The following is an 18447-nucleotide window of genomic DNA, read 5'->3' on the forward strand; positions in this document are numbered from 1 at the left end:
GTCATGCCTCGCTGTCGAGAGAGAACGTCGCGTCCGGCGCGAATGCGACGTCGGCGACCGCGTAATAGCCGTTCAGCGCGAGCGAGCAGACGGCCGCGCGGTGCGGCGTGTCGCCGTCGCGATGCGCGAGCAGCACCGACAGCCACGGATCGCTGCCGAACGCATGGCCGAACAGCCCGTGGCCGTCGGGCAGCAACGGCGTCTTGCCGACCGACGCGAGCAGCGCGCGGCGCGACGTCGCCGGAAAGAACGGCAGCGCCGCGTGCACGCCGGGGCGGGCCGCGCAGAAGGTGCGGATGTCGCGGCCGAGCCGCACGACCGCGCTGGCCGGCGGCGCGGCGTCCGCGAGCACCGACGGTGCGGCCGGCGACGCTTCGCGGCCGACGTCGATGAGCAGCGTGCACACGCCGAAGCCCGAACGCCCCCACGCGGGGTTGCCGTGCCAGTACGTATAGCCGTGCACGTCGACGTCGACGATCTGCAGCAGCAGCGTGCGCGGCCCGGTTTCGGCCGCGGTGGCGAGCGCGCGGCGCAGCACGTAGCCCCAGCCCGCGCATTCGTACGAGCAGGTCATCCAGTCGGGCGTGTAGTCGTTCGCGCCGGCGAGCGCCTGCGCGAACACGCGATGCTGCGGCGAATCGTTCATCAGCAGCATCGACAGGATCGTCGAGCTGACCACGTAGTCGTCCGCGCCGACCGCGCCGCACAGCCGCTCGCGTTCGGCGCACGCGAGCGCGCCGATCGCGCGGGCCGTGTCGTCGAGCGGCACGGCCGCGCCGTCGCGCGACGGCGCGACGCGCCGGTACGCGAGCGCCTGCACGGTCAGCGCGGTCGCCGGGGCCGCCGGGGCCACCGGGAGCGGCTCGGCGGCGGCGGCCGCCACGGTCGCAAGGGGCGCGAGCATCGTCGTGTCAGGCGGCGTGCTGCTGGCGGCGCAGTTGCGCGTCGAGCTGCTGCAGCGTCGTGTACTGCGTGATGTTCAGCGCTTCCGGGTCGATCGAACCGTAGAGCTGTTCGCAGAACACGATCAGCTCGACGATGTTCAGCGAATCGATGCCGAGTTCGCCGATGCCGGCGTCGGTGTCGACGGTCTCGACATTGAGGATCTTCGCGACTTCGCGGGACAGGATGTCGAGCGCGTCGGCCGGAACGTTCTGGGTCGTCATGAGAGGAGCTCCTGGTAATGAAGTGGGTTGATCGGGATCGATCGGCCTGTCGCGTGGGTCAACTGCCGGCTTCGCAGCGCAGGCTCTTGCGAAGCTCGTGATAACAACGGTACGAACTGCCTTCCATCTTCGAAAACGCCAGCAGGTCGCGCTGGTCGTCGAACGTCGCGACCCGGCCGTCGCGCACGAGCGCCGTCAGGAACTCGTTCGACAGCAGCTTGATCGCGAGCACGCGCTGCACCTTGCCGAAGCTGTAGTGCGCGTCGTCGGTCTGGTTGCGCGCGGCGTCGGCGATGAAGCGGTGGACGGCGCGCGCGTCCGCGTCGAGCTCGACGCGGCCGGTTTGCGCGAGCCATTCGACGTGCGCCATCAGCGCGCGGACGAAGTAGGGGCGCACGACGGTCAGGTACTTGTTGAACACGGTCGGGCCGCCGATCCGCAGGCGATCCTCGGCGCTCACGCGCACCTGGCCGCCGACGTTCGCGAGCTGCAGGTTGCCCGCCAGGAACGGCGCGCCGCAGGTCGTGCGCTCGAGCTTGCGGTATTCGTCGGGCCACACGAGGTACGCGGCCGGGAACATCACGCCCGGCAGCCGCGCGGCGACGACCGCCATGCAGTCGCGATGCGCTTCGATGCCCCACACCTTGTCGACGGTGAGCGCAAGGCCGTTGTCGTCGCTGCGCACGACCGTGCGCCAGGCGGCGAGGGTCGGGCCGCCGCCGTCGCTCATCAGGAACGCGAAGTTGTGGCCGCTGTCGATGCAGTCGCATGCGCGACGGTTCTGGTCGTCGGAGAAGAACAGCCCGAACATGATGCGGATGAATGCGCGCATGAACGGTTTGAACAGGTGGTGAAACCCTTCGCGTTCGATCTGGCCGAGCAGCGCTTCGGTGAGCGGCGCCTCGTCGTGCCGCAGTGGCGTCGATGCGGATGAATCGGGCAGCACGTCCGGCGTGGCGGCGCGCAGCGCGATCACCATCTCGCTGTCGAGCAGCCGCACGGCGGCCGCCTCGACGAGCCGGGCGGCCGCGCGCGGCGGCGTGCCGATGGTGCCGATCGAGTCGAGGTGGCGCAGCACCGGATACGCGGCCTGGTCGGCCACGCGCAGCAGCAGCGGTGCGGGCAGGTCGACGGACGAAGCGGGGGCGGAAAGCGTGGACATGGGGCGGGTTCCTGTCAGAAGCGCACGCGCACGGCGGCATCGATACGGGTGCCGAGACCGACCATCCGGTACTCGGAGTTGCTGTCGGAGAACGCGCGGGTGAGCGCGACATCGACGCTCACGCGCTTGTTCACGTCGGCGACGATCTGGGCGATCGCGAGCAGGCCCTTGTCCTGCGGCGAATAGACGCCGCGCAGCGAATACTCGACGCGGCCGATCTTCTTGCCGAGCCGCGCGAACAGGTAGTCGCGCAGGTTGCCGTCCGCGCTCACGAAATCGGCGGTGCCGCCGAGGCCGGCCAGTGCGGCGCCGGGCGCGACGGGCAGCAGCGCGTTGTTCGCGCGCACGGCGCCGACCATCCGGCGCCACTGGTTCGCGTCGTAACGCGCCTCGTCGTGCGACCACTCGACGATCAGCGACAGGTTGCCGGGCAATGCGCTCTGCATGCCGACCGCGCTGCGCCACATGACCTGGCGGTCGTTGCGGCGATCGACGGCGTCGTATGCGGCCGGCGAATCGAGCGGCGTGCCGTTCGCGATGAAGGCCGGCAGCGGCCGTGTCGTGCCGCGTTCGAGCCATGCGCTCGCATAGACGGTGTTCGAGCGGGCGACGTCGAACGACAGCGTCGCGCCGGCGCCGCCGCGGCCCGCATGACGTCCGGCGAGCAGTGCGGCCGAGCCGCCCGACCAGTTGTACGCGCCGCGCACGAGCTGCGTCGCGCCCTGCACGTCGCGGTTGTCGACGTCGTTGCGCAGCGTGCGGTTCTCGCCGGCGATGAACTGCAGCGTGGCCTGTTCGCCGGCCCATTTCGCTTCGACGAGCGGCGTGCCTTCGACGTCGCCGTAGCGGTCGTAGATGTCGGCCGTCGCGGCCCGCTTCTGGAAGAAGCCGAGCGGGAAGAACGCCTGCGACGTGTCGAGCGGGTCGATCCGCTTGCCGGCGGTGAGCGTGATGCCGTTGTCGAATGCGTAGCGCACGCCGGCCTCGTTGAAGCGGGTGGCCTGCGCGCCGAGCGAATGGTTGCTCGCGACGGCGCGCGCGTTCAGGAACAGGTTCTCGCCGTCGATGCGCGCGAGCAGGCCCGCTTCCTGCTGGTTGCGCGGCTGGTCGCCGATCAGGCTGCCGAGCAGCGCATGGCCGTCCATGCTGTCGACCGAGCGTGCGTAGGCGATGCCGTTCAGCGTGCTCAACTGTTCCATCAGCGATTCTCCGTGCGCGAGCGTGCAGCCGAGCGCGAGCGGAACGGCGAGGACGACGCCGCGCCGGAGGCGACTGGACGGGGGACGAGGGCGGTCACGACGGGCGTCGGCATGGGCGTCGTGGTCACTGGCCATCGGCAAGCGTGTCGGGGTTGAACCAGCCCGACGGAATCTTGCGCGGCTGGCCGTCGAGGATGTCGACGACGCTCGCGCGCTGCTTCTCGATCTCGTTGCGATAGGTGATCTTGCGGATCACCTTGCGCCCGTTCGCATCGACCGGCGCGGAGAAATCGGCGCTGCGGAACAGCAGGCCGCTCGCGAGGAAGAACTGCGCGCGCACCGGCACGTCGGTGTCGGGCGTGACCCACAGCTTGATCGTCGGGTAGACGTTGTCGGGATCGGTCGCGGTCAGGTCGAGCTCGGTGGCCGGCTTGCCGGCGATCGTCGTCGCGCCGGGCGCGGCCGACGCGCGATAGCTGTCCGCCCAGTGCGTGCGCGTGATGTCGCTGATCACGACCTCGCCCTGCAGCCGCTGCATCCCGTTGATGCGTACCGCGCTGCGCGTGTTCGGCACGTAGAACCAGTGGCCGCGCGTCGTCGCGAGATACTTCTGGCCGTCGTTCTCGCCGCTGCGCGTCAGCGCGAGCGTGTCGCCGTTGCCGCGCGTGTAGACGAGATAGCGCGTCGCGTCGCCGGATTGTCCGCCGACCTCGTTCGTGATCCGGATGTTCGTCTGCGTATCGGCGGCCGTGCTGCGGTACGCGTCGGCACGGGCGAGCATGGTCTGGGCCGCCGGTGCGTCGGCTGCGTGGGCGAGCGGCGCGCACGCGACGAGCGCGGCGACCATCAGGCGAATGCGGTTCATGGGGCGAGTCCTTCGAGGATGTTGCGTTTGGCGAGCCCGAGCGTCGCGAGCAGCGCGGCGGCCACGCCGAGCACGACGAACGCGCCTTCGACGGCGGCCACGGCGGCCGGCGAAACCGCGAATTCGAGCAGGATCGGCTTCACGCGGCCGGGCGGCGCGGGCAGGTGGATCTGCGCGTGGTTGAGCATGACCATCGTCAGCAGTGCCGCCGCGATGCCGGCGGCCGCGCCGAGCAGGCCGAGGAAGGCAGTCTCCTGGATCAGCACGCCGCGCACCGTCGCGGCCGGCACGCCGAGCGCGCGCAGCGTCGAGATCTCGCGGCGGCGCTCGACGATGCTCATCAGGATCCAGTTGCTCATCGACAGCAGGATCGTCACGCACAGGATCGCGCCGAACACCGAGAACTGGTTCTTGTACAGCGCGACGACCTGGTGATAGAGCGACACGAGCTGGTCCCAGGTCTTCACGTCGAGCGCGGGCAGCGCGGCGCGCAGCGTCGCGGCGGCGGCCGGCGTGTGCGCCGTGTCCGACAGGAACACCGCGATGCGCGACGCGCGGTCGGTGCGCAGCAGCGCCTGCGCGGCCGCGAACGTCACGTTGACGATCCGTTCGTCGACGTCCTTGTTGCCCGTGCTCATCACGCCGACGATCTGCGCGTCGGTCGCGTTGATGCCGCCGTGCGCGGTCGAGGCCATCAACTGCACGACCGAGCCGACGTGCACGCCGAGCTTGCGCGCGAGTTCGGCGCCGACGACGACTTCGGTGCCGGCATTCGCGGGCGACAGGTAGCGGCCCGACAGCACCGTGTGATAGTCGAAGAAGCCGGGCGGCTCGCGGTTCGGCTCGATTCCTTCGCCGACGAAGCCGTAGCTGAGATCGCCGTTCGAGATCAGCCCGTCGAAGTCGATGCCGCGCGCGGTGGTGGCGACGCCGTGCAGCGCGGCGACGGCGCGCGCGGCGGTTGCCTGCTCGTCGGCGGTCAGCCCGTACTGCAGCGGCCGTTCGCCGATCAGGTCGAGATAACCGTGGTGCAGCACCTGCACGTGGCCGACGCCGCTGTCGATCGAGCCTTCGCGCACCGCGTCGAAGGTCGCGATCACGTAGCCGAGCGCGAGGCTCGACGCGAACGCGGCGACGCCGATCATCGCCATCGTCAGCACGGTGCGGCGCTTGTTGCGCCAGAGGTTACGCCACGCAAACGTCGACCAGTTCACGATTCACTCCCGGTACGCCGTCGCGCATCTCGATGCGGCGCGGCAGGTGCGCGCACAGACGATCGTCGTGCGACGCAATCAGAAAGGCGGTGCCCAGCGTGCGGTTGGTGTCGAGGATCAGCTCGGCCACCGCGCGCGCGTTGGTGCTGTCGAGGCTGGCGGTCGGCTCGTCCGCGATCACGATCGCCGGCTCCTTGGCGAGCGCGCGCGCCAGCGCGACCCGTTGCTGCTCGCCGCCGGACAGCTCGCCGGGGCGGTGGCGTTCGCGCGCGGCGAGCCCCACCGCGTCGAGCATCGCGCGGGCCCGCTCGCGGCGCGTGCGCTGCGTGCCCCACGCGAAGCAGCCGAGCTCCACGTTCTCGAGCGCCGACATCACCGGAATCAGGTTGAACTGCTGGAACACGAAGCCGATGCGCTCGCGGCGGATCCGTTCGAGCGTGTCCGGCGCGTCGTCGATCCGACGGCCTTCGAGCCAGCGTTCGCCGCTGCTCGGCACGTCGAGAAAGCCGGCCAGGTTGAGCAGCGTGCTCTTGCCGCTGCCCGACGGGCCGACAAGCGCGACGACGTCGCGCCGGCCGATCGAGATCGTCGCGTCGCGCACCGCGACGACGCGGCCCGCGCCCTCGTACACGCGCGTGACGTCGCGCAGCTCGAGCACCGGCGTGAGCGGGGCGGCCGTCATGCGTACGCTCCCTGGCCGGCTTCGACCGCCGCCGCCGCGTGGATGACCGGCAGCGCGCCGTTCGCATAGAGGTCGCGGCATTTCAGGCGCTGCAGCTTGCCGCTCGTGGTGCGCGGCAACGAGCCGGGCTCGACGAAGCACAGATCCTGCGCGGCGAAGCCGATGCGCGATGCGAGCAGCTGCTGGCACTCGGCACGCGTCTGCGGTGTCGCGTCGGCGGGCCGCGCCTCGATCGCGACGACCAACCGCTCGGTGCCCGTCTCGGGGTCGGGCAGCCCGAACGCGATGCACGTGCTCTTGCGCAGCGTGCGATGCGATGCCAGCGCTTCCTCGATGTCGTGCGGGAAGTAGTTGCTGCCGCGGATGATGATGACTTCCTTCTTGCGCCCGAGGATATGGAGCTGGCCGTCCGCGACGTAGCCGATGTCGCCGGTGCGGAACCAGCCGTCGGCCGTCAGCGGCGCGGCGATCGAGCCGTCGTCGGGATTCAGGTAGCCGAGCATCACCGACGTGCCGCGAATCGCGACTTCGCCGACGGCGCGGTTCGCGAGCGCGTGGTCGCCGTCGTCGAGGATGCGGAAGGCCATGCCGTCGATCGGCGTGCCCATCGCGAGCACGGTTTCGGTCTCGGTGTCGGCGCCGTCGTTCGCGGCGGCCGGTTGCGCGTCGCGGCGCTCGATCAGCGCGCGCCGGTCGAGCGTGTCGGCGATCACGTACGGTGCGCCGTCCACCGTGCCTTCATGCCACGCACGATGCATCGACACCGCGAGCGTCGATTCGGCCATCCCGTAGCACGGCTGCAGCGCCGATGCCGCGAGGCCGTACGGCGCGAACGTCGCGGCGAAGTCGCGCAGCGTCGTGTCGTCCACGCGTTCGCCGCCGATGAAGATGTTGCGGCATGCGGACAGGTCGACGCCTTCCATCGCGGCGGCATTGAAGCGGCGCACGCAGTAGCGCAGCGCGAAGGTCGGCACCGACGTCGTGGTCGCGCGCGATGACGCGATGCGTTTCAGCCAGCCGAGCGGATTCCGGATGAAGCTGTTCGGCTGCATCATCAGCAGCGGCGCGCGGTAGTGCAGGTTCGACAGCAGCGTGAGCAGCCCCATGTCGTGATAGAGCGGCAGCCACGAGGCGGTGCCGTCACCGGCCGCGATGTCGAAGCGGACCGACCCGCCGATGCCGAGCACATTCGCGATCACGTTCTCGTGGCTGAGCACCGCGGCTTTCGGGTGGGATGTCGAGCCCGACGTGAGCTGCACATGGTGCGGGTCGCGGCCGCTTTTCGCGCTGATCAGCGCGCGCGCGCCGGCATCCGCGGCGATCGACAGCGTGTCGAGATCGACCACGCGCGTCGACGCCGCGGGAAACGCGTCGTCGCGCCACGCGGCGGCCTGCGCATCGGCGGCAATGACGAGGCGCGGCCGGTACAGCTCGCACGCGACGTCGATCACTTGCCTGCCGGCGGTGGCGCGGCGCGCGGGAACGGGCACGGTGCAGGGCAGCGCGCCCGTCATCACGCAGGCCATCATCGCGACCGCGTGCTCGACCGACGCGGGCAAGGCGAGCATCACCAGGTCGTTCTCGCGCACGTCGAGTTCACGCAGCGCGCCGGCCTGGTGAAACACTGCTTCCGCGAAGCGCCGGTACGTGATGCCTGCCTCGTTGCCGGCCTCGTCGACGAACGTCATGCGACGCGTGGCGCCCGCGACGTCCTCGAGCGATTCGATCAGGCGATGAATGGTGGATGCGCACTTCGTCACGAGAATCTCCCGTTGAGGAACACGGCCGCTCGTGCCACGGTGCCGGCGGCGCCGTTCGTCGAGTGAGGGGGATTCTTGCCGGATCGACATGACGCGACAAACGGAATATTTGCAGGCTATGCATGAGCGGCACGCATCCACTCGGGTCTGCCCCGCACGGATGCATGTGAACCCGCGCCAGGTGAATGACCGGTACGCATTCGACCGGTCGTCTAGTTCACGATGTGGTGCGCTCATGCGCGGGCGTCATGCAATGCGTTCGGAAAATTCGTTTGTCCGAAGCATCGACTCACAGAAGAATTGCAACCCGGCAGCGCGCCAGCGTCGCCGTGTCATGGCGCCGGGCAGGGTCCGGCTCAAGGAGAGCGTCTTGTCCGTCACCTCATCGCTTGTCGCCCGTCAGAAACCGGTTGCAGACATGAAGAGCCGCCCGAGCGGCGTCGTCTTCTCGCTGAAGCTCGCGGTATACGTCGCGCTCATTGCGCACGGCATGCTGTTCGCGCTGTCGACGTATGTGATCCTGAAGATCGTCGGGATCCTGCTGATCGGCGCGATGTACGCACACGGCGTCGAGCTGCAGCACCAGGCGCTGCACTACCAGGGGTTCCGGAGCAAGCGGCTCAACATGGTGTTCGGCGTGCTGCTCGGCATGCCGATGCTGGTGTCGTTCCACGCGTACCAGGACAGCCACCTGCGTCATCACCGGCTGCTCGGCACGCCGGAGAACAAGGAGTTCTTCGACTACGGCGACCAGTACGGCGCGAGCCCCGTCGTCAACCTCGGCCTGTGGGCGTGGCGGCTGTCGATGGCCGCGCACTATATCCAGTTCGCGAAGAACGTCGCGAAGCTCGTCGTGCCGGGAGCGCGCTTCGGCGACAACCCGCTCGTGTCGCGCGCGATCCGCCGCGATCACCTGCTGATGGTCGCCGCGATCGCGCTGCTGGCCGGCGTGTCGGTCGCGCTGCATACGTGGTTTGCCGTGTGGGTGTGGGTCGTGCCGCTGGTGTTCGTCGCCGCGCCCGTGCATGCGCTGGTCGAGATGCCCGAGCACTACCGCTGCGACCTGACGAGCACCGATCCGTTCCGCAACACGCGGACGATCGAGAGCAACGCATTCATGACGTGGTTCACGAACGGCAACAACTATCACGTCGAGCATCACATGATGCCGAACCTGCCGATCGAGCGGCTGCACGACCTGCATGGCGCGATCGGGCCGCGCATCCGCTATTACCACCGCACGTACCGGCAGTTCTATTACGCGCTGCTGCGCGGCAGGCTGTCGCCGCGCACGGTGGACGACGATGCGGACGAGCGTGCGCCCGATGCCGAAGCGGCGGCGCCGGCGTCCACGCAATCGGCATGACCGCGACGGGGCCGGCCGCCCGCGTGCGTGCCGTGCCGGAACGTTGTTCAACGACGGTGACGACGATGCTCTATCCGGAATTATTCAGGTCGCTCGAAGCAGTGCGCTGGAACATGGAGAAGGACATTCCGTGGGACAAGTTCGACGCTTCGCTGCTCACCGACGAGCAGGCGAAGACGATCAAGATGAACGCGATCACCGAATGGTCGGCGCTGCCCGCGACGGAAATGTTCCTGCGCGACAACCAGCACGACAGCGACTTTTCCGCGTTCATGAGCGTGTGGTTCTTCGAGGAGCAGAAGCATTCGCTCGTGCTGATGGAATACCTGCGCCGCTTCCGGCCGGAGATGGTGCCGACCGAAGAGGAACTGCACGCGGTGCGCTTCGAATTCGACCCGGCGCCGCCGCTCGAGACGCTGATGCTGCACTTCTGCGGCGAGATCCGCCTGAACCACTGGTACCGCTGCGCGGCCGACTGGCACACCGAGCCGGTCATCAAGCAGATCTACGAAACGATTTCGCGCGATGAAGCGCGCCATGGCGGCGCCTACCTGCGCTACATGAAGAAGGCGCTGAACAACTGCGGCGACGTCGCGCGCGCGGCGTTCGCGAAGATCGGCGTGCTGATGGCGTCGGCGCGCCGCACCGAGAAGCCGCTGCACCCGACCAACCTGCACGTGAACCAGGCGCTGTTCCCGCGCGATACCGTGCAGTCGCGCCTGCCCGATCCGGAATGGCTCGAGCGCTGGCTCGACGAGCAGATCCGGTTCGACGGCGAGTGGGAAAAGAAGGTCGTCGAGCGGATCCTGCACAACCTGTCGATCCTGTTCGAGCGCACATTCACGACCGCGCAGGAGCTGAACCGCTATCGCCGCGAAGTGACCGCGCGGACGAACCGTGTGGCGGATGGCATGGTGGACGCCATATAGCGGATGCGTGTTCCGCCCAGCATGGGCGGAACCGATTCCGGCCGGCAAGATGACGTGGTGAGCACGGCGTGCTCTATCCGGCCGGCGGGATATTCATTTCCGGACACAATTGGTTCATCAATTTCCTGTTATTGCATAGTTCAATCCAATTTCGTGCGTTTAGTATATTTTTATAAACATGGAATTCCGGATTTAAATGGTATTCCGCGTGTATGTTGAGGTGTGTTTTCTTTCCGTAATGCGGCAAATTAATAAATATGTCGGGCGGCTGAAATTGTATTGTAGGCGCGGGTGCGTGATTCCGTTGCGACGTCGGGATGCCCGTCATGACATCGTTCTTCGCCCGCAATGCGCTGTTTTTGCGGGTATTTTCAGGCCGTTCCCGGCATCATTCCACCTGGATATTTATTTACAAAATCACTACTTCATAATTTTAATGTAAGAATTTCCGTGGTGGCTAAAATCGATAGATAAATACAAGTGTCACGATTGAAAATAAGAATGATCCGCATCCATCCTTCAATATAAAATCGCTTCAGAATCCAAATAGGAGAAACGATTCAGGGGAACGAAAGGCGACTTGCCTGTCGATGGGTGCAACTTTGAGGCGGCGGTATGGCTAATGTGAGATTGGCAAAACGATTGAGAAGTATGCCTTCGCTGGATTTCCTGAGAGGCTTCGAATGCGCGGCGCGTCATTTGAGCTTTACACGCGCCGGGCAGGAACTGAACGTCACGCAATCTGCCGTGAGTCGGCAGGTCAAGGCACTCGAGGAGCAACTCCGGATCGAGCTCTTTCACCGGCACATTCGATCCCTGACGCTGACCGACAAGGGACGGGAGCTGTACGACGCGATCTCGTTCGCGTTGTCCGACCTGGAATCGGTGATCGGCAAGCTGTCGTCGAGCGTGGGACAGCGCGCGATCTCGTTGTCGACGACCGTATCGTTCGCGGCGCTGTGGCTGATTCCGCGCCTCGGTTCGTTCCGCGCAAGCTACCCCGACATCGACGTGCGCGTATCGGCAACGAGCGAAATTGAAGATCTTAAGCGCAAACGTTTGCACCTGGCCGTGCGATATGCGGGGCCGTATACGTCGACGGACGATACGGACGTGCTGTTTCGCGAGCGCGTCGTGGCGGTCTGCAGCCCGAGCCTGATGGCGACGGCGGGCGATGCGGCGTCGATGAAGCCGGAGGACCTTGAAAAGCACGTGCTGCTGCATCTCGACGATCCGCGCTGCGAATGGCCGTGGCACGGGTGGAGCCATCTGCTGAAGGAACTCGGCGTGCCGCGCTTGCGGCCTGCCGGCGCGCTGCATTTCAGCCAGTACGACCAGCTGGTGCAGGCGGCGGTCGACGGGCACGGCATCGCGATCGGGCGGCGGCCGCTGGTCGACGGGCTGCTGAAGCAGGGCCGGCTCGTCGAGCTGTTCGCGCACTGCACGGTCGCATCGGGCAGTTACGTGCTGGTGCAGAACCCGGATGCGTGCAACGAGTTCGACATCGCGGTGCTGACCAACTGGCTGCTCGAACAGGCGCGCCATCCGCTCGCGTCGGGTCAGGAAGCGGCCGGCAGCAACGTGCTGCCGATGTATCGCGTCGGATAGGACGGCAGGCGGCGTGCCGTCGGTGCGATTGACGCGCCATGCGGTGACGAGCGTCGTCGTGCCGCCGAACAGCGACACCGCACGTTGAAGCCGATCGCGAGCGCGTATGTGCTTGCCATACGGAGGACAACGCGCTGTCGCGGCGGCCCGTGGTATCCGGTGAAGTCGATCGCGCCGATCACCGCGCGTCCGGCGACGTTCACGATCACGACGTTGCCTTCCGTCGCGATCCGCCCGTCGTTGATAAAGACGGTCGCGCAGCGCGCGCGGCATCGACGAAAAAAAACGCGCGGCCGCGAGGCACGCGCGCAAACTCGGAGATCGTTCGCCGGTGGCGAGTCAGTTGCCGTTCGACGCGACGGTGTTAGCTGCGCCCGCGCAATCCTTCTGATACTCGTTCATCAGGCGCGCCTGCGCCGAATCGATATCGTCCGGATAGCTGCTCTCGTCGCCCGACGACGGGTTGTAGCCGACGGATTCCAGTTCGTTCAGCTCGTTGATCAATTGCTGATGGGAGACCGGGCCGTGCGTATGCACGAACGGATAGTCGTGGCATTGCGCCGGCGTGAGCGTCGGTGCGGCATGCGCGGCGAAGCTCATCGCGAGCAGCGCGGAACAGGCGAGGTAACGGGCGGGATGTTTCATCTTCGACTCCTGGGAAGCGTTGGGAACCGGCCGTACGGTGGATTGCCAGCGTCGACCTCACGACACAGGTTAGGCACCGTGGACTATCGAAACGGCCGCGCGAAGATGAAACTAGTTTTATCCGCATCGACCGCGCGCGGAAGCGATCGTCGTCGTACGCATCGAACCTTAAAAAAACCTTCATGCACGCGCGACCGAACGGTTAGCCGTGCGGGCGTATCGTCGAACCCGTGATCAATCGACGCTGCGCACGGCGCGGCCTGCATCGGGGTAATGCAATGAAAGAGACCGTCAGGATGGCCGCGCTCGTCGCGCTGGTGTGCTCACCGGTGCTGGCGTTCGCGAAGGTGCAGGGAACGGGGCTCGCGATTGCCGACGTGACGCTCGCGCACGAGAAGGCCGAGCGCATGCAGCGTGTGGAGAACGCGGCACATCGCGTCGCTTCGCATCGCGTCGATCAGCCCGGCGTGGAGCCGCACCGAAGCTGATGCGCGATTCTTTACCGATACCTTTCGACGCGATCGGTTGCAACCGTCCGTGCGCGAAGGCGAAGGGCCGTGCGGCATCCTGTCGCAACAACGCGCGCCGGTAACGCCGGCGGGCGTTGCCGCCGTTGATGAAACTTTCTTCATGAAGTCGACGCGCACGATTTACACGCGCGCGTGTAGTCTCCATCCGAACGCGCTCACCCTTCGGGTGTCGAAGCGCGTGCGTACCTTCGCTGAAGACGAGAATCGTAAATGGCATCATCAGTTTCCCCCGGTAACACGCCGGCCCTGCCCGACAGGCTGGCCAGGAGCGGTACGGCCATGGCGCACGTACTGACGATCGAAGACGACGAGATCACCGCGAACGAAATAGTCAGGGAGCTGCAAGGGCGCGGCTTCACGGTCGAATGGGTGGCGAACGGCCGCGACGGCATGGCCCGCGCGCTCGGCAACGAGTTCGACGTGATCACGCTCGACCGCATGCTGCCGGTCGTCGACGGCCTCACGATCCTGACCACGATGCGCAGCGTCGGCGTGCGCACCCCGGTGCTGATGCTGAGCGCGCTCGGCGATGTCGACGAACGCGTGCGCGGCCTGCGTGCGGGCGGCGACGACTACCTGACCAAACCGTTCGATCCCGAGGAAATGGCGGCGCGCCTGGAGGTCCTGCTGCGCCGGAGCCAGACCGCGCCGGCGCCGTTCGCCACGACGCTGACCGTCGGCCCGCTCAGGCTCGACCTGATCTCGCGCAAGGTGTTTCGCGACGGCGACGAAATCGCGCTGCTGCCGACCGAATACCGCGTGCTCGAATACATGATGCGCAATGCCGGCCAGACCATCACGCGCACGATGCTGTTCGAGGCCGTCTGGGGCTATCACTTCGATCCCGGCACCAACCTGATCGAAGTGCACATGGGCCGGCTGCGCAAGAAGATCGATCCGCCCGATGCGAAGCAGATGATCCAGACGGTACGCGGCGCGGGCTACATCCTTGGCTGAGTTCGCGACCTTGACGTCCTCGACGGATCATGTCCCGCCGGCGCCGAAGCGTCGCTGGTATTCCAGCACGTTCCGGCTCGTGTCGGTCTATGCGGTGACGTTTTCCATTTCGGTGATGCTGCTGCTCGGCTTCATCGCATCGATCATCACGCACGACATGGAGCGCGAAACCGACGTGGTGATCGACTGGCAGATGATCTACTTCGATTCGCTCCAGGACAGCCAACTTGCCGCGGCCATCCAGCACCGGATCGAGCACGAGCGGATGCACACCAACTACTACGGACTTTTCACGGCCGACGGCAGGCATGTCGCCGGCGACGTGCTGGCGATGCCCGACGGCATCCGGCCGGATCGCAACGGCGTGACGCTCGACCACACGATGACGATCGCGGGCGACCAGGTGCCGCCGGTCGTCCGCACGATGGCGGAGCGGCGCGCCAACGGCGACGTGCTGGTGCTCGGGCGCGACCTGACGCACATCCTGCGGATTCGCGCGGCGATCATCCAGGCGCTGGTCGGCGGCGGCCTGTTCTGCCTGGGCGCGGGCGTCGTCGGCGGCCTGATTCTCAGCGTGCGGCAGATGCGGCGCCTGAAGGAAGTCCGGCGCATCACGCAGCGCATCGCGCAGGGCGACCTCGGGCAGCGGCTGCCGATCGGCGGGCACGACGAGATCGACCTGCTGTCGCATCTGGTCAATCACATGCTCGAGGAAGTCGAGCGCCTGATGAACGAGGTGAAGGGCGTCTGCGACGGTATCGCGCACGACCTGCGCACGCCGCTCGCGCACGTGCATACGCTGCTTGCGCATGCGGCGGAGCGCGCGGACGGGCTCGACGATGCCGCGCTGGCGTCGCTCGTCGCCCGCGCACGCAACGAGACCGACGTGCTGCTCAGCCGGTTTCGCGCGATGCTGCGTATCGCCGAAATCGGGTCGCTGCAGCGGCGCGGCGGGTTCGCCGAGCTCGCGCTGGAAGATCTCGTCACGGACGTCGGGCAACTGTTCGAGCCGCTCGCCGACAGCCGTGCCATCCATTTCGTCGTGCTGGTCGAACCGGTCGCGCGGATTCACGGCGATCGCGCGCTGCTGTTCGAGGCGCTCACGAACCTGCTCGACAACGCGCTCAAGTACACGACCTCGGGCGACACCGTGCGCCTCGAACTTCACGATACGCCGTCCGGTCCGCGCATCGACGTGGTCGACAACGGCCCGGGCATCGCGGCGAACGAGCGCGAGGCCGTGCTGCAGCATCGTTACCGCAGCCGCCGCACCGGGCACCTCGCCGGCGCCGGGCTCGGCCTGAGCATCGTGTCGACGGTCGTCAACGTGCACGACTTCACGCTGCGCATCGGCAACGCCGAGCCCGGCACGCGCGTGACGATCGAATGCTGGCCGAGGTCGCTCGGATGACGGTCGTTCGCATCCGGCTGCAGGTGCGCGCGCATTGCTGCCGCGAAGGGGGCTGACGATGCGCGTGCTGCTCGTGACTTCGCCGCACCCGGAAGCAGCGTGGCTGTACAAGGCGCTGCAGGAGAGCGGGCACAGCCTGCAGCGTGCGGACGACCTGCGCGACGGGTTGTTCCTCGCGTCGCAGGAGACGTTCGACGCGATCGTCGCGACCGCGTTCGAGCCGGGCAGCGATGCCGCGCTGATCGCGATGCTGCCGCGTTTCGTCGCCGACGGCGGCGGCGCGGCACTGGTGGTGCTGATCGGCCAGGCGTCGGCGCGCGAGCGCATCCGCGCGCTGCACGCAGGTGCCGATGCGTGTTTCGGCGCGCCGTATTCGTTCATCGAGCTGCACGAGCGCCTGCAGGCGTTGCAGCGGCTGGCCGGGCCGCGCGACATGGAAGGCCCGGTCGCGTCGGTGTCCATGCTGGAAACGCTCGCGCGCGAACTCAAGGACGGCAAGCTGCGCCTCGCCGTGACGCGGCGCGAATGCCTGCTGCTCGAATGCCTGATGCGCCATCCGAACGCGCCGGTGCCGCGCGACCAGTTGATCCGGTATGTGTGGCAGGACAAGGACGATGTCGACCCGTCGAGCGTCAATCTCGTGGTGTCGCGGCTGCGCCGCAAGCTCGCGCGGCATCTGCCCGATGTCCGGATCGATACGGTGAGCCGCTACGGCTACCAGGTGACGCTGCCGGACGCATAGCCGCGCGGCCCCCCTGTACGAACGGGCGCGTTGCCGATGGCAGCGCGCCCGTCGTGCGTTTACGAGCCGAAGAACGGCACACAGAAATCGGGCGGGCCGACACAATCGCCGGGGCCGTCGGGTTGCGCGCCGGCGCAGCCCGACAGCATCACGCCGGCCGCGATCGCGACGAGCGCAGCACGGGCGGAACGAACGAGCAAGGGACGAAGCTTCATGAATGACGGGTGATGCGAGGGATGGGCGGCGCGCGCCGGGCGGCACGCCCGGCCGCACGGCGGTGCGCATCAATGCGAATAGAGCGTGGAGTCGAGGTACTTGATCTGCCCGTCCTGTTCGGCGTGCACGAGTTCGGCGTAGACCTGGGCACGCGTCTTCTCGTGGATCGGCTGTCCGTACGGCGGCACCCATTGGCCGGCGGCCTGCGCGCCGGGCACGCCGTCCTTGGTGGCGGCCGGCGTCATCTGCGTCGCCTGGGTACTCGTCTGCGCGAACGCGGGAACGGACAGTGCGGCGCATGCGGCGAGCAGCGTGGAAGCGACGATCGTGGTGGTTTTCATGTTCGGAATCCTCATGATGATTGACTGGATCATCCCCGGTGCGGCCAGTCGATGCCGCGCATCGGGTTGGGGACAAGCATAGGGGAGCGGCGCTATCGGATCGGCATACGCAACGTGAAAAGAAATTCATGCGCCGGCGCGTTTCGCACGGACATGAATGCGGCGCATCGCGAGGATGAAAAAGGTTTCATTTTTCGGGCCGTTTCGATAACGGCGCTGTCATGCCCGCTGCCTAAATTGTGCGCCATCGCATCGCGGACGGATCGGCCGTTCCACACCGGCCGGCGATGCGAGAAGACCGATCCACTCTAGCGAAACCATCATGAAGAAACTTCTGGCAATCCCGGCAGCGGTTGCGTGCCTGCTTGCAGGCGCGGCGCATGCGCAGAGCAGCGTCACGCTGTACGGCACGATCGACGCGGGCCTGGACTACATCAGCAACCAGAAATCGGCGGCCGGCGCGGGGCCCGCTTACGGCGTGCAGAGCGGCAACGTCAGCACGTCGCGCTGGGGGCTGCGCGGCAACGAGGATCTCGGCGGCGGCCTGGCCGCCGTGTTCACCCTCGAGAACGGCTTCAACGTCGCGAACGGCAAGTTCGGCAACGGCGGCGACGAGTTCGGCCGTCAGGCCTGGGTCGGCCTCGCGAGCCGCCAATGGGGCACGGTGACGCTCGGCCGGCAATACGATTTCCTGGTCGACTTCGTCGCGCCGCTGTCGGCGACGGGCTCGGGATTCGGCGGCAACCTCGCCGATCACCCGTACGACAACGACAACCTCGCCAACGACACGCGGATGAACAACGCGGTGAAGTTCCGCAGTGCAGACTATGGCGGCTTCACGTTCGGCGGCGCGTACGGTTTCAGCAACCAGGGCGGCGGGTTCAGCAACAACAACGCGTACAGCGTCGGCGCGCGGTATGCGAACGGTCCGCTCGACGTGGCCGTGGCGTACCTGCAGTCGAACCAGCCGGGCGGCGTGAATGCGCCGCGGAACACCGGTGGCTCGCTGAGCAGCTCGGACGGCGATGCGATGCTCTCGGGCGGTCGCTGGCGCACGTTCGGCGCCGGCGCGCACTATGCGTTCGATCACGCGACGATCGGCTTCGTCTATACGAGAACGATCCTGAACGACCCGCGCGAACTGTCGCAGGGCGGCGCGTACGGCACCGTGAACGGCCAGTTGCTGACCTTCAGCAACTACGAACTGAACGGGCGCTACTTCCTGACGCCGGCCTTCTCGCTGGGCGGCTCGTATACGTTCACGCAAGGCCGCTTCGACGATGCGGGCCGCAGCATCGCGCCGAAGTGGAACCAGTTCATGCTGCAGGCCGACTATGCGCTGTCGCGCCGCACCGATCTCTATCTCGAAGGCGTGTATCAGCGCGTGACGGGCGCGGACGGTGTCGCGGTGCTCGGTAACGCGGGGATCTTCAATCTGGCCGCGTCGGGCAACGATCGCCAGGCGGTGGTCGCGGCCGGCATCCGTCACAAGTTCTGAGTGCGCCGGGCCCGCGTAAAAAAGCTCGGCGCGGGAAACCGATGCGCCCCGGAGAGCGATTGCGAAACCTGACGCCTGACTTTATCGAGGTCAGGCGGCGAAATCGCTCGATCGCAATGCACGTCGGGCACCGGGTTGCCGGACAGGCTGTCGGCT

Annotated in this window: 19 protein-coding genes; 8 read left to right on the top strand and 11 right to left on the bottom strand. The window is 67.1% G+C overall.

Going from position 1 to position 18447, the window contains the following annotated elements:
- Position 1 precedes the first annotated feature (1 nt).
- The 8 genes from DPV79_RS00855 to DPV79_RS00890 are packed head-to-tail and all read right to left on the bottom strand — an operon-like array spanning position 2 to position 8048.
- Positions 2 to 904 carry a hypothetical protein gene (locus tag DPV79_RS00855; RefSeq protein WP_059590712.1) on the bottom strand — a complete coding sequence of 301 codons (903 nt, stop codon included), beginning with the start codon at positions 902 to 904 and terminating at the stop codon, positions 2 to 4.
- 7 nt (positions 905 to 911) lie between these two features.
- Positions 912 to 1166 (bottom strand): acyl carrier protein, encoded by a 255-nt coding sequence (locus tag DPV79_RS00860; protein ID WP_011350104.1) that lies wholly within the window; start codon positions 1164 to 1166, stop codon positions 912 to 914.
- 58 nt (positions 1167 to 1224) lie between these two features.
- Complete coding sequence (locus DPV79_RS00865) at positions 1225 to 2328, bottom strand: hypothetical protein (protein WP_111999175.1); 1104 nt, start codon at positions 2326 to 2328, stop codon at positions 1225 to 1227.
- Positions 2329 to 2342: 14 nt separating this feature from the next.
- Positions 2343 to 3662, bottom strand: coding sequence for a hypothetical protein (locus tag DPV79_RS00870; protein WP_113044514.1), 1320 nt, complete (start codon positions 3660 to 3662; stop codon positions 2343 to 2345).
- Entirely contained in the window at positions 3652 to 4392 is a 741-nt protein-coding gene (locus DPV79_RS00875) for an outer membrane lipoprotein-sorting protein (RefSeq protein ID WP_059688706.1), read from the bottom strand. Before DPV79_RS00875 ends, DPV79_RS00870 begins: the two co-directional genes overlap by 11 nt.
- On the bottom strand, positions 4389 to 5606 hold the full coding sequence (locus tag DPV79_RS00880; RefSeq protein WP_113044515.1) for an ABC transporter permease: 1218 nt from the start codon (positions 5604 to 5606) through the stop codon (positions 4389 to 4391). The genes DPV79_RS00875 and DPV79_RS00880 overlap by 4 nt, the downstream gene beginning before the upstream one ends.
- Positions 5578 to 6288 (bottom strand): ABC transporter ATP-binding protein, encoded by a 711-nt coding sequence (locus tag DPV79_RS00885; RefSeq protein WP_113044516.1) that lies wholly within the window; start codon positions 6286 to 6288, stop codon positions 5578 to 5580. The genes DPV79_RS00880 and DPV79_RS00885 overlap by 29 nt, the downstream gene beginning before the upstream one ends.
- The gene (locus DPV79_RS00890) at positions 6285 to 8048 is read right to left on the bottom strand and encodes a fatty acyl-AMP ligase (protein WP_113044517.1); all 1764 of its coding nucleotides are present in this window, start codon (positions 8046 to 8048) and stop codon (positions 6285 to 6287) included. The genes DPV79_RS00885 and DPV79_RS00890 overlap by 4 nt, the downstream gene beginning before the upstream one ends.
- Before the next feature lie 418 nt (positions 8049 to 8466).
- Between DPV79_RS00890 and DPV79_RS00900 the strand changes: the two genes are divergently transcribed.
- The 3 genes from DPV79_RS00900 to DPV79_RS00910 all read left to right on the top strand — a co-directional run bounded on the left by DPV79_RS00900 (position 8467) and on the right by DPV79_RS00910 (position 11951).
- Positions 8467 to 9414: a fatty acid desaturase family protein gene (locus DPV79_RS00900; RefSeq protein ID WP_059484001.1), complete on the top strand. Its 948-nt coding sequence runs from the start codon at positions 8467 to 8469 to the stop codon at positions 9412 to 9414.
- Between the two features lie 56 nt (positions 9415 to 9470).
- Positions 9471 to 10343: a ferritin family protein gene (locus DPV79_RS00905; protein WP_113044706.1), complete on the top strand. Its 873-nt coding sequence runs from the start codon at positions 9471 to 9473 to the stop codon at positions 10341 to 10343.
- A 615-nt stretch (positions 10344 to 10958) separates the two neighbouring features.
- Positions 10959 to 11951 carry a LysR substrate-binding domain-containing protein gene (locus tag DPV79_RS00910; protein WP_048027489.1) on the top strand — a complete coding sequence of 331 codons (993 nt, stop codon included), beginning with the start codon at positions 10959 to 10961 and terminating at the stop codon, positions 11949 to 11951.
- A gap of 339 nt (positions 11952 to 12290) precedes the next feature.
- Here the strand turns inward: DPV79_RS00910 and DPV79_RS00915 are convergent, their stop codons facing one another.
- Positions 12291 to 12596, bottom strand: coding sequence for a DUF4148 domain-containing protein (locus DPV79_RS00915; protein ID WP_113044518.1), 306 nt, complete (start codon positions 12594 to 12596; stop codon positions 12291 to 12293).
- 278 nt (positions 12597 to 12874) lie between these two features.
- Between DPV79_RS00915 and DPV79_RS00920 the strand changes: the two genes are divergently transcribed.
- The 4 genes from DPV79_RS00920 to DPV79_RS00935 all read left to right on the top strand — a co-directional run bounded on the left by DPV79_RS00920 (position 12875) and on the right by DPV79_RS00935 (position 16236).
- Positions 12875 to 13084, top strand: a complete 210-nt coding sequence (locus DPV79_RS00920) for a hypothetical protein (protein WP_113044519.1) — start codon at positions 12875 to 12877, stop codon at positions 13082 to 13084.
- Between the two features lie 321 nt (positions 13085 to 13405).
- On the top strand, positions 13406 to 14083 hold the full coding sequence (locus DPV79_RS00925; RefSeq protein WP_021160456.1) for a response regulator transcription factor: 678 nt from the start codon (positions 13406 to 13408) through the stop codon (positions 14081 to 14083).
- 79 nt (positions 14084 to 14162) lie between these two features.
- Positions 14163 to 15494, top strand: a complete 1332-nt coding sequence (locus tag DPV79_RS00930; RefSeq protein ID WP_244321699.1) for a HAMP domain-containing sensor histidine kinase — start codon at positions 14163 to 14165, stop codon at positions 15492 to 15494.
- Positions 15495 to 15552: 58 nt separating this feature from the next.
- Positions 15553 to 16236 carry a response regulator transcription factor gene (locus DPV79_RS00935; protein ID WP_113044521.1) on the top strand — a complete coding sequence of 228 codons (684 nt, stop codon included), beginning with the start codon at positions 15553 to 15555 and terminating at the stop codon, positions 16234 to 16236.
- A 59-nt stretch (positions 16237 to 16295) separates the two neighbouring features.
- Here DPV79_RS00935 and DPV79_RS42460 read toward each other — a convergent pair whose 3' ends face one another.
- Together DPV79_RS42460 and DPV79_RS00940 are read right to left on the bottom strand one after the other, a co-directional pair.
- Entirely contained in the window at positions 16296 to 16451 is a 156-nt protein-coding gene (locus DPV79_RS42460) for a hypothetical protein (protein WP_165589098.1), read from the bottom strand.
- Between the two features lie 69 nt (positions 16452 to 16520).
- Positions 16521 to 16793: a DUF4148 domain-containing protein gene (locus DPV79_RS00940; protein ID WP_113044707.1), complete on the bottom strand. Its 273-nt coding sequence runs from the start codon at positions 16791 to 16793 to the stop codon at positions 16521 to 16523.
- Between the two features lie 322 nt (positions 16794 to 17115).
- Between DPV79_RS00940 and DPV79_RS00945 the strand changes: the two genes are divergently transcribed.
- Positions 17116 to 18291: a porin gene (locus tag DPV79_RS00945; RefSeq protein WP_113044522.1), complete on the top strand. Its 1176-nt coding sequence runs from the start codon at positions 17116 to 17118 to the stop codon at positions 18289 to 18291.
- The last annotated feature ends 156 nt before the right edge of the window (positions 18292 to 18447 follow it).

It is taken from the genome of Burkholderia reimsis, assembly GCF_003294055.1.
GTDB lineage: Bacteria > Pseudomonadota > Gammaproteobacteria > Burkholderiales > Burkholderiaceae > Burkholderia > Burkholderia cepacia.

Excerpts from the sequence above, each read along its gene's own strand:
- DPV79_RS00945 (WP_113044522.1), top strand. The coding sequence starts at position 17,116 with ATGAAGAAACTTCTGGCAATCCCGGCAGCGGTTGCGTGCCTGCTTGCA.
- DPV79_RS00910 (WP_048027489.1), top strand. The coding sequence starts at position 10,959 with ATGGCTAATGTGAGATTGGCAAAACGATTGAGAAGTATGCCTTCGCTG.
- DPV79_RS00875 (WP_059688706.1), bottom strand. The coding sequence starts at position 4,392 with ATGAACCGCATTCGCCTGATGGTCGCCGCGCTCGTCGCGTGCGCGCCG.
- DPV79_RS42460 (WP_165589098.1), bottom strand. The coding sequence starts at position 16,451 with ATGAAGCTTCGTCCCTTGCTCGTTCGTTCCGCCCGTGCTGCGCTCGTC.
- DPV79_RS00940 (WP_113044707.1), bottom strand. The coding sequence starts at position 16,793 with ATGAAAACCACCACGATCGTCGCTTCCACGCTGCTCGCCGCATGCGCC.
- DPV79_RS00885 (WP_113044516.1), bottom strand. The coding sequence starts at position 6,288 with ATGACGGCCGCCCCGCTCACGCCGGTGCTCGAGCTGCGCGACGTCACG.
- DPV79_RS00860 (WP_011350104.1), bottom strand. The coding sequence starts at position 1,166 with ATGACGACCCAGAACGTTCCGGCCGACGCGCTCGACATCCTGTCCCGC.
- DPV79_RS00855 (WP_059590712.1), bottom strand. The coding sequence starts at position 904 with ATGCTCGCGCCCCTTGCGACCGTGGCGGCCGCCGCCGCCGAGCCGCTC.
- DPV79_RS00925 (WP_021160456.1), top strand. The coding sequence starts at position 13,406 with ATGGCGCACGTACTGACGATCGAAGACGACGAGATCACCGCGAACGAA.
- DPV79_RS00920 (WP_113044519.1), top strand. The coding sequence starts at position 12,875 with ATGAAAGAGACCGTCAGGATGGCCGCGCTCGTCGCGCTGGTGTGCTCA.
- DPV79_RS00935 (WP_113044521.1), top strand. The coding sequence starts at position 15,553 with ATGCGCGTGCTGCTCGTGACTTCGCCGCACCCGGAAGCAGCGTGGCTG.
- DPV79_RS00900 (WP_059484001.1), top strand. The coding sequence starts at position 8,467 with ATGAAGAGCCGCCCGAGCGGCGTCGTCTTCTCGCTGAAGCTCGCGGTA.
- DPV79_RS00870 (WP_113044514.1), bottom strand. The coding sequence starts at position 3,662 with ATGGCCAGTGACCACGACGCCCATGCCGACGCCCGTCGTGACCGCCCT.
- DPV79_RS00915 (WP_113044518.1), bottom strand. The coding sequence starts at position 12,596 with ATGAAACATCCCGCCCGTTACCTCGCCTGTTCCGCGCTGCTCGCGATG.
- DPV79_RS00865 (WP_111999175.1), bottom strand. The coding sequence starts at position 2,328 with ATGTCCACGCTTTCCGCCCCCGCTTCGTCCGTCGACCTGCCCGCACCG.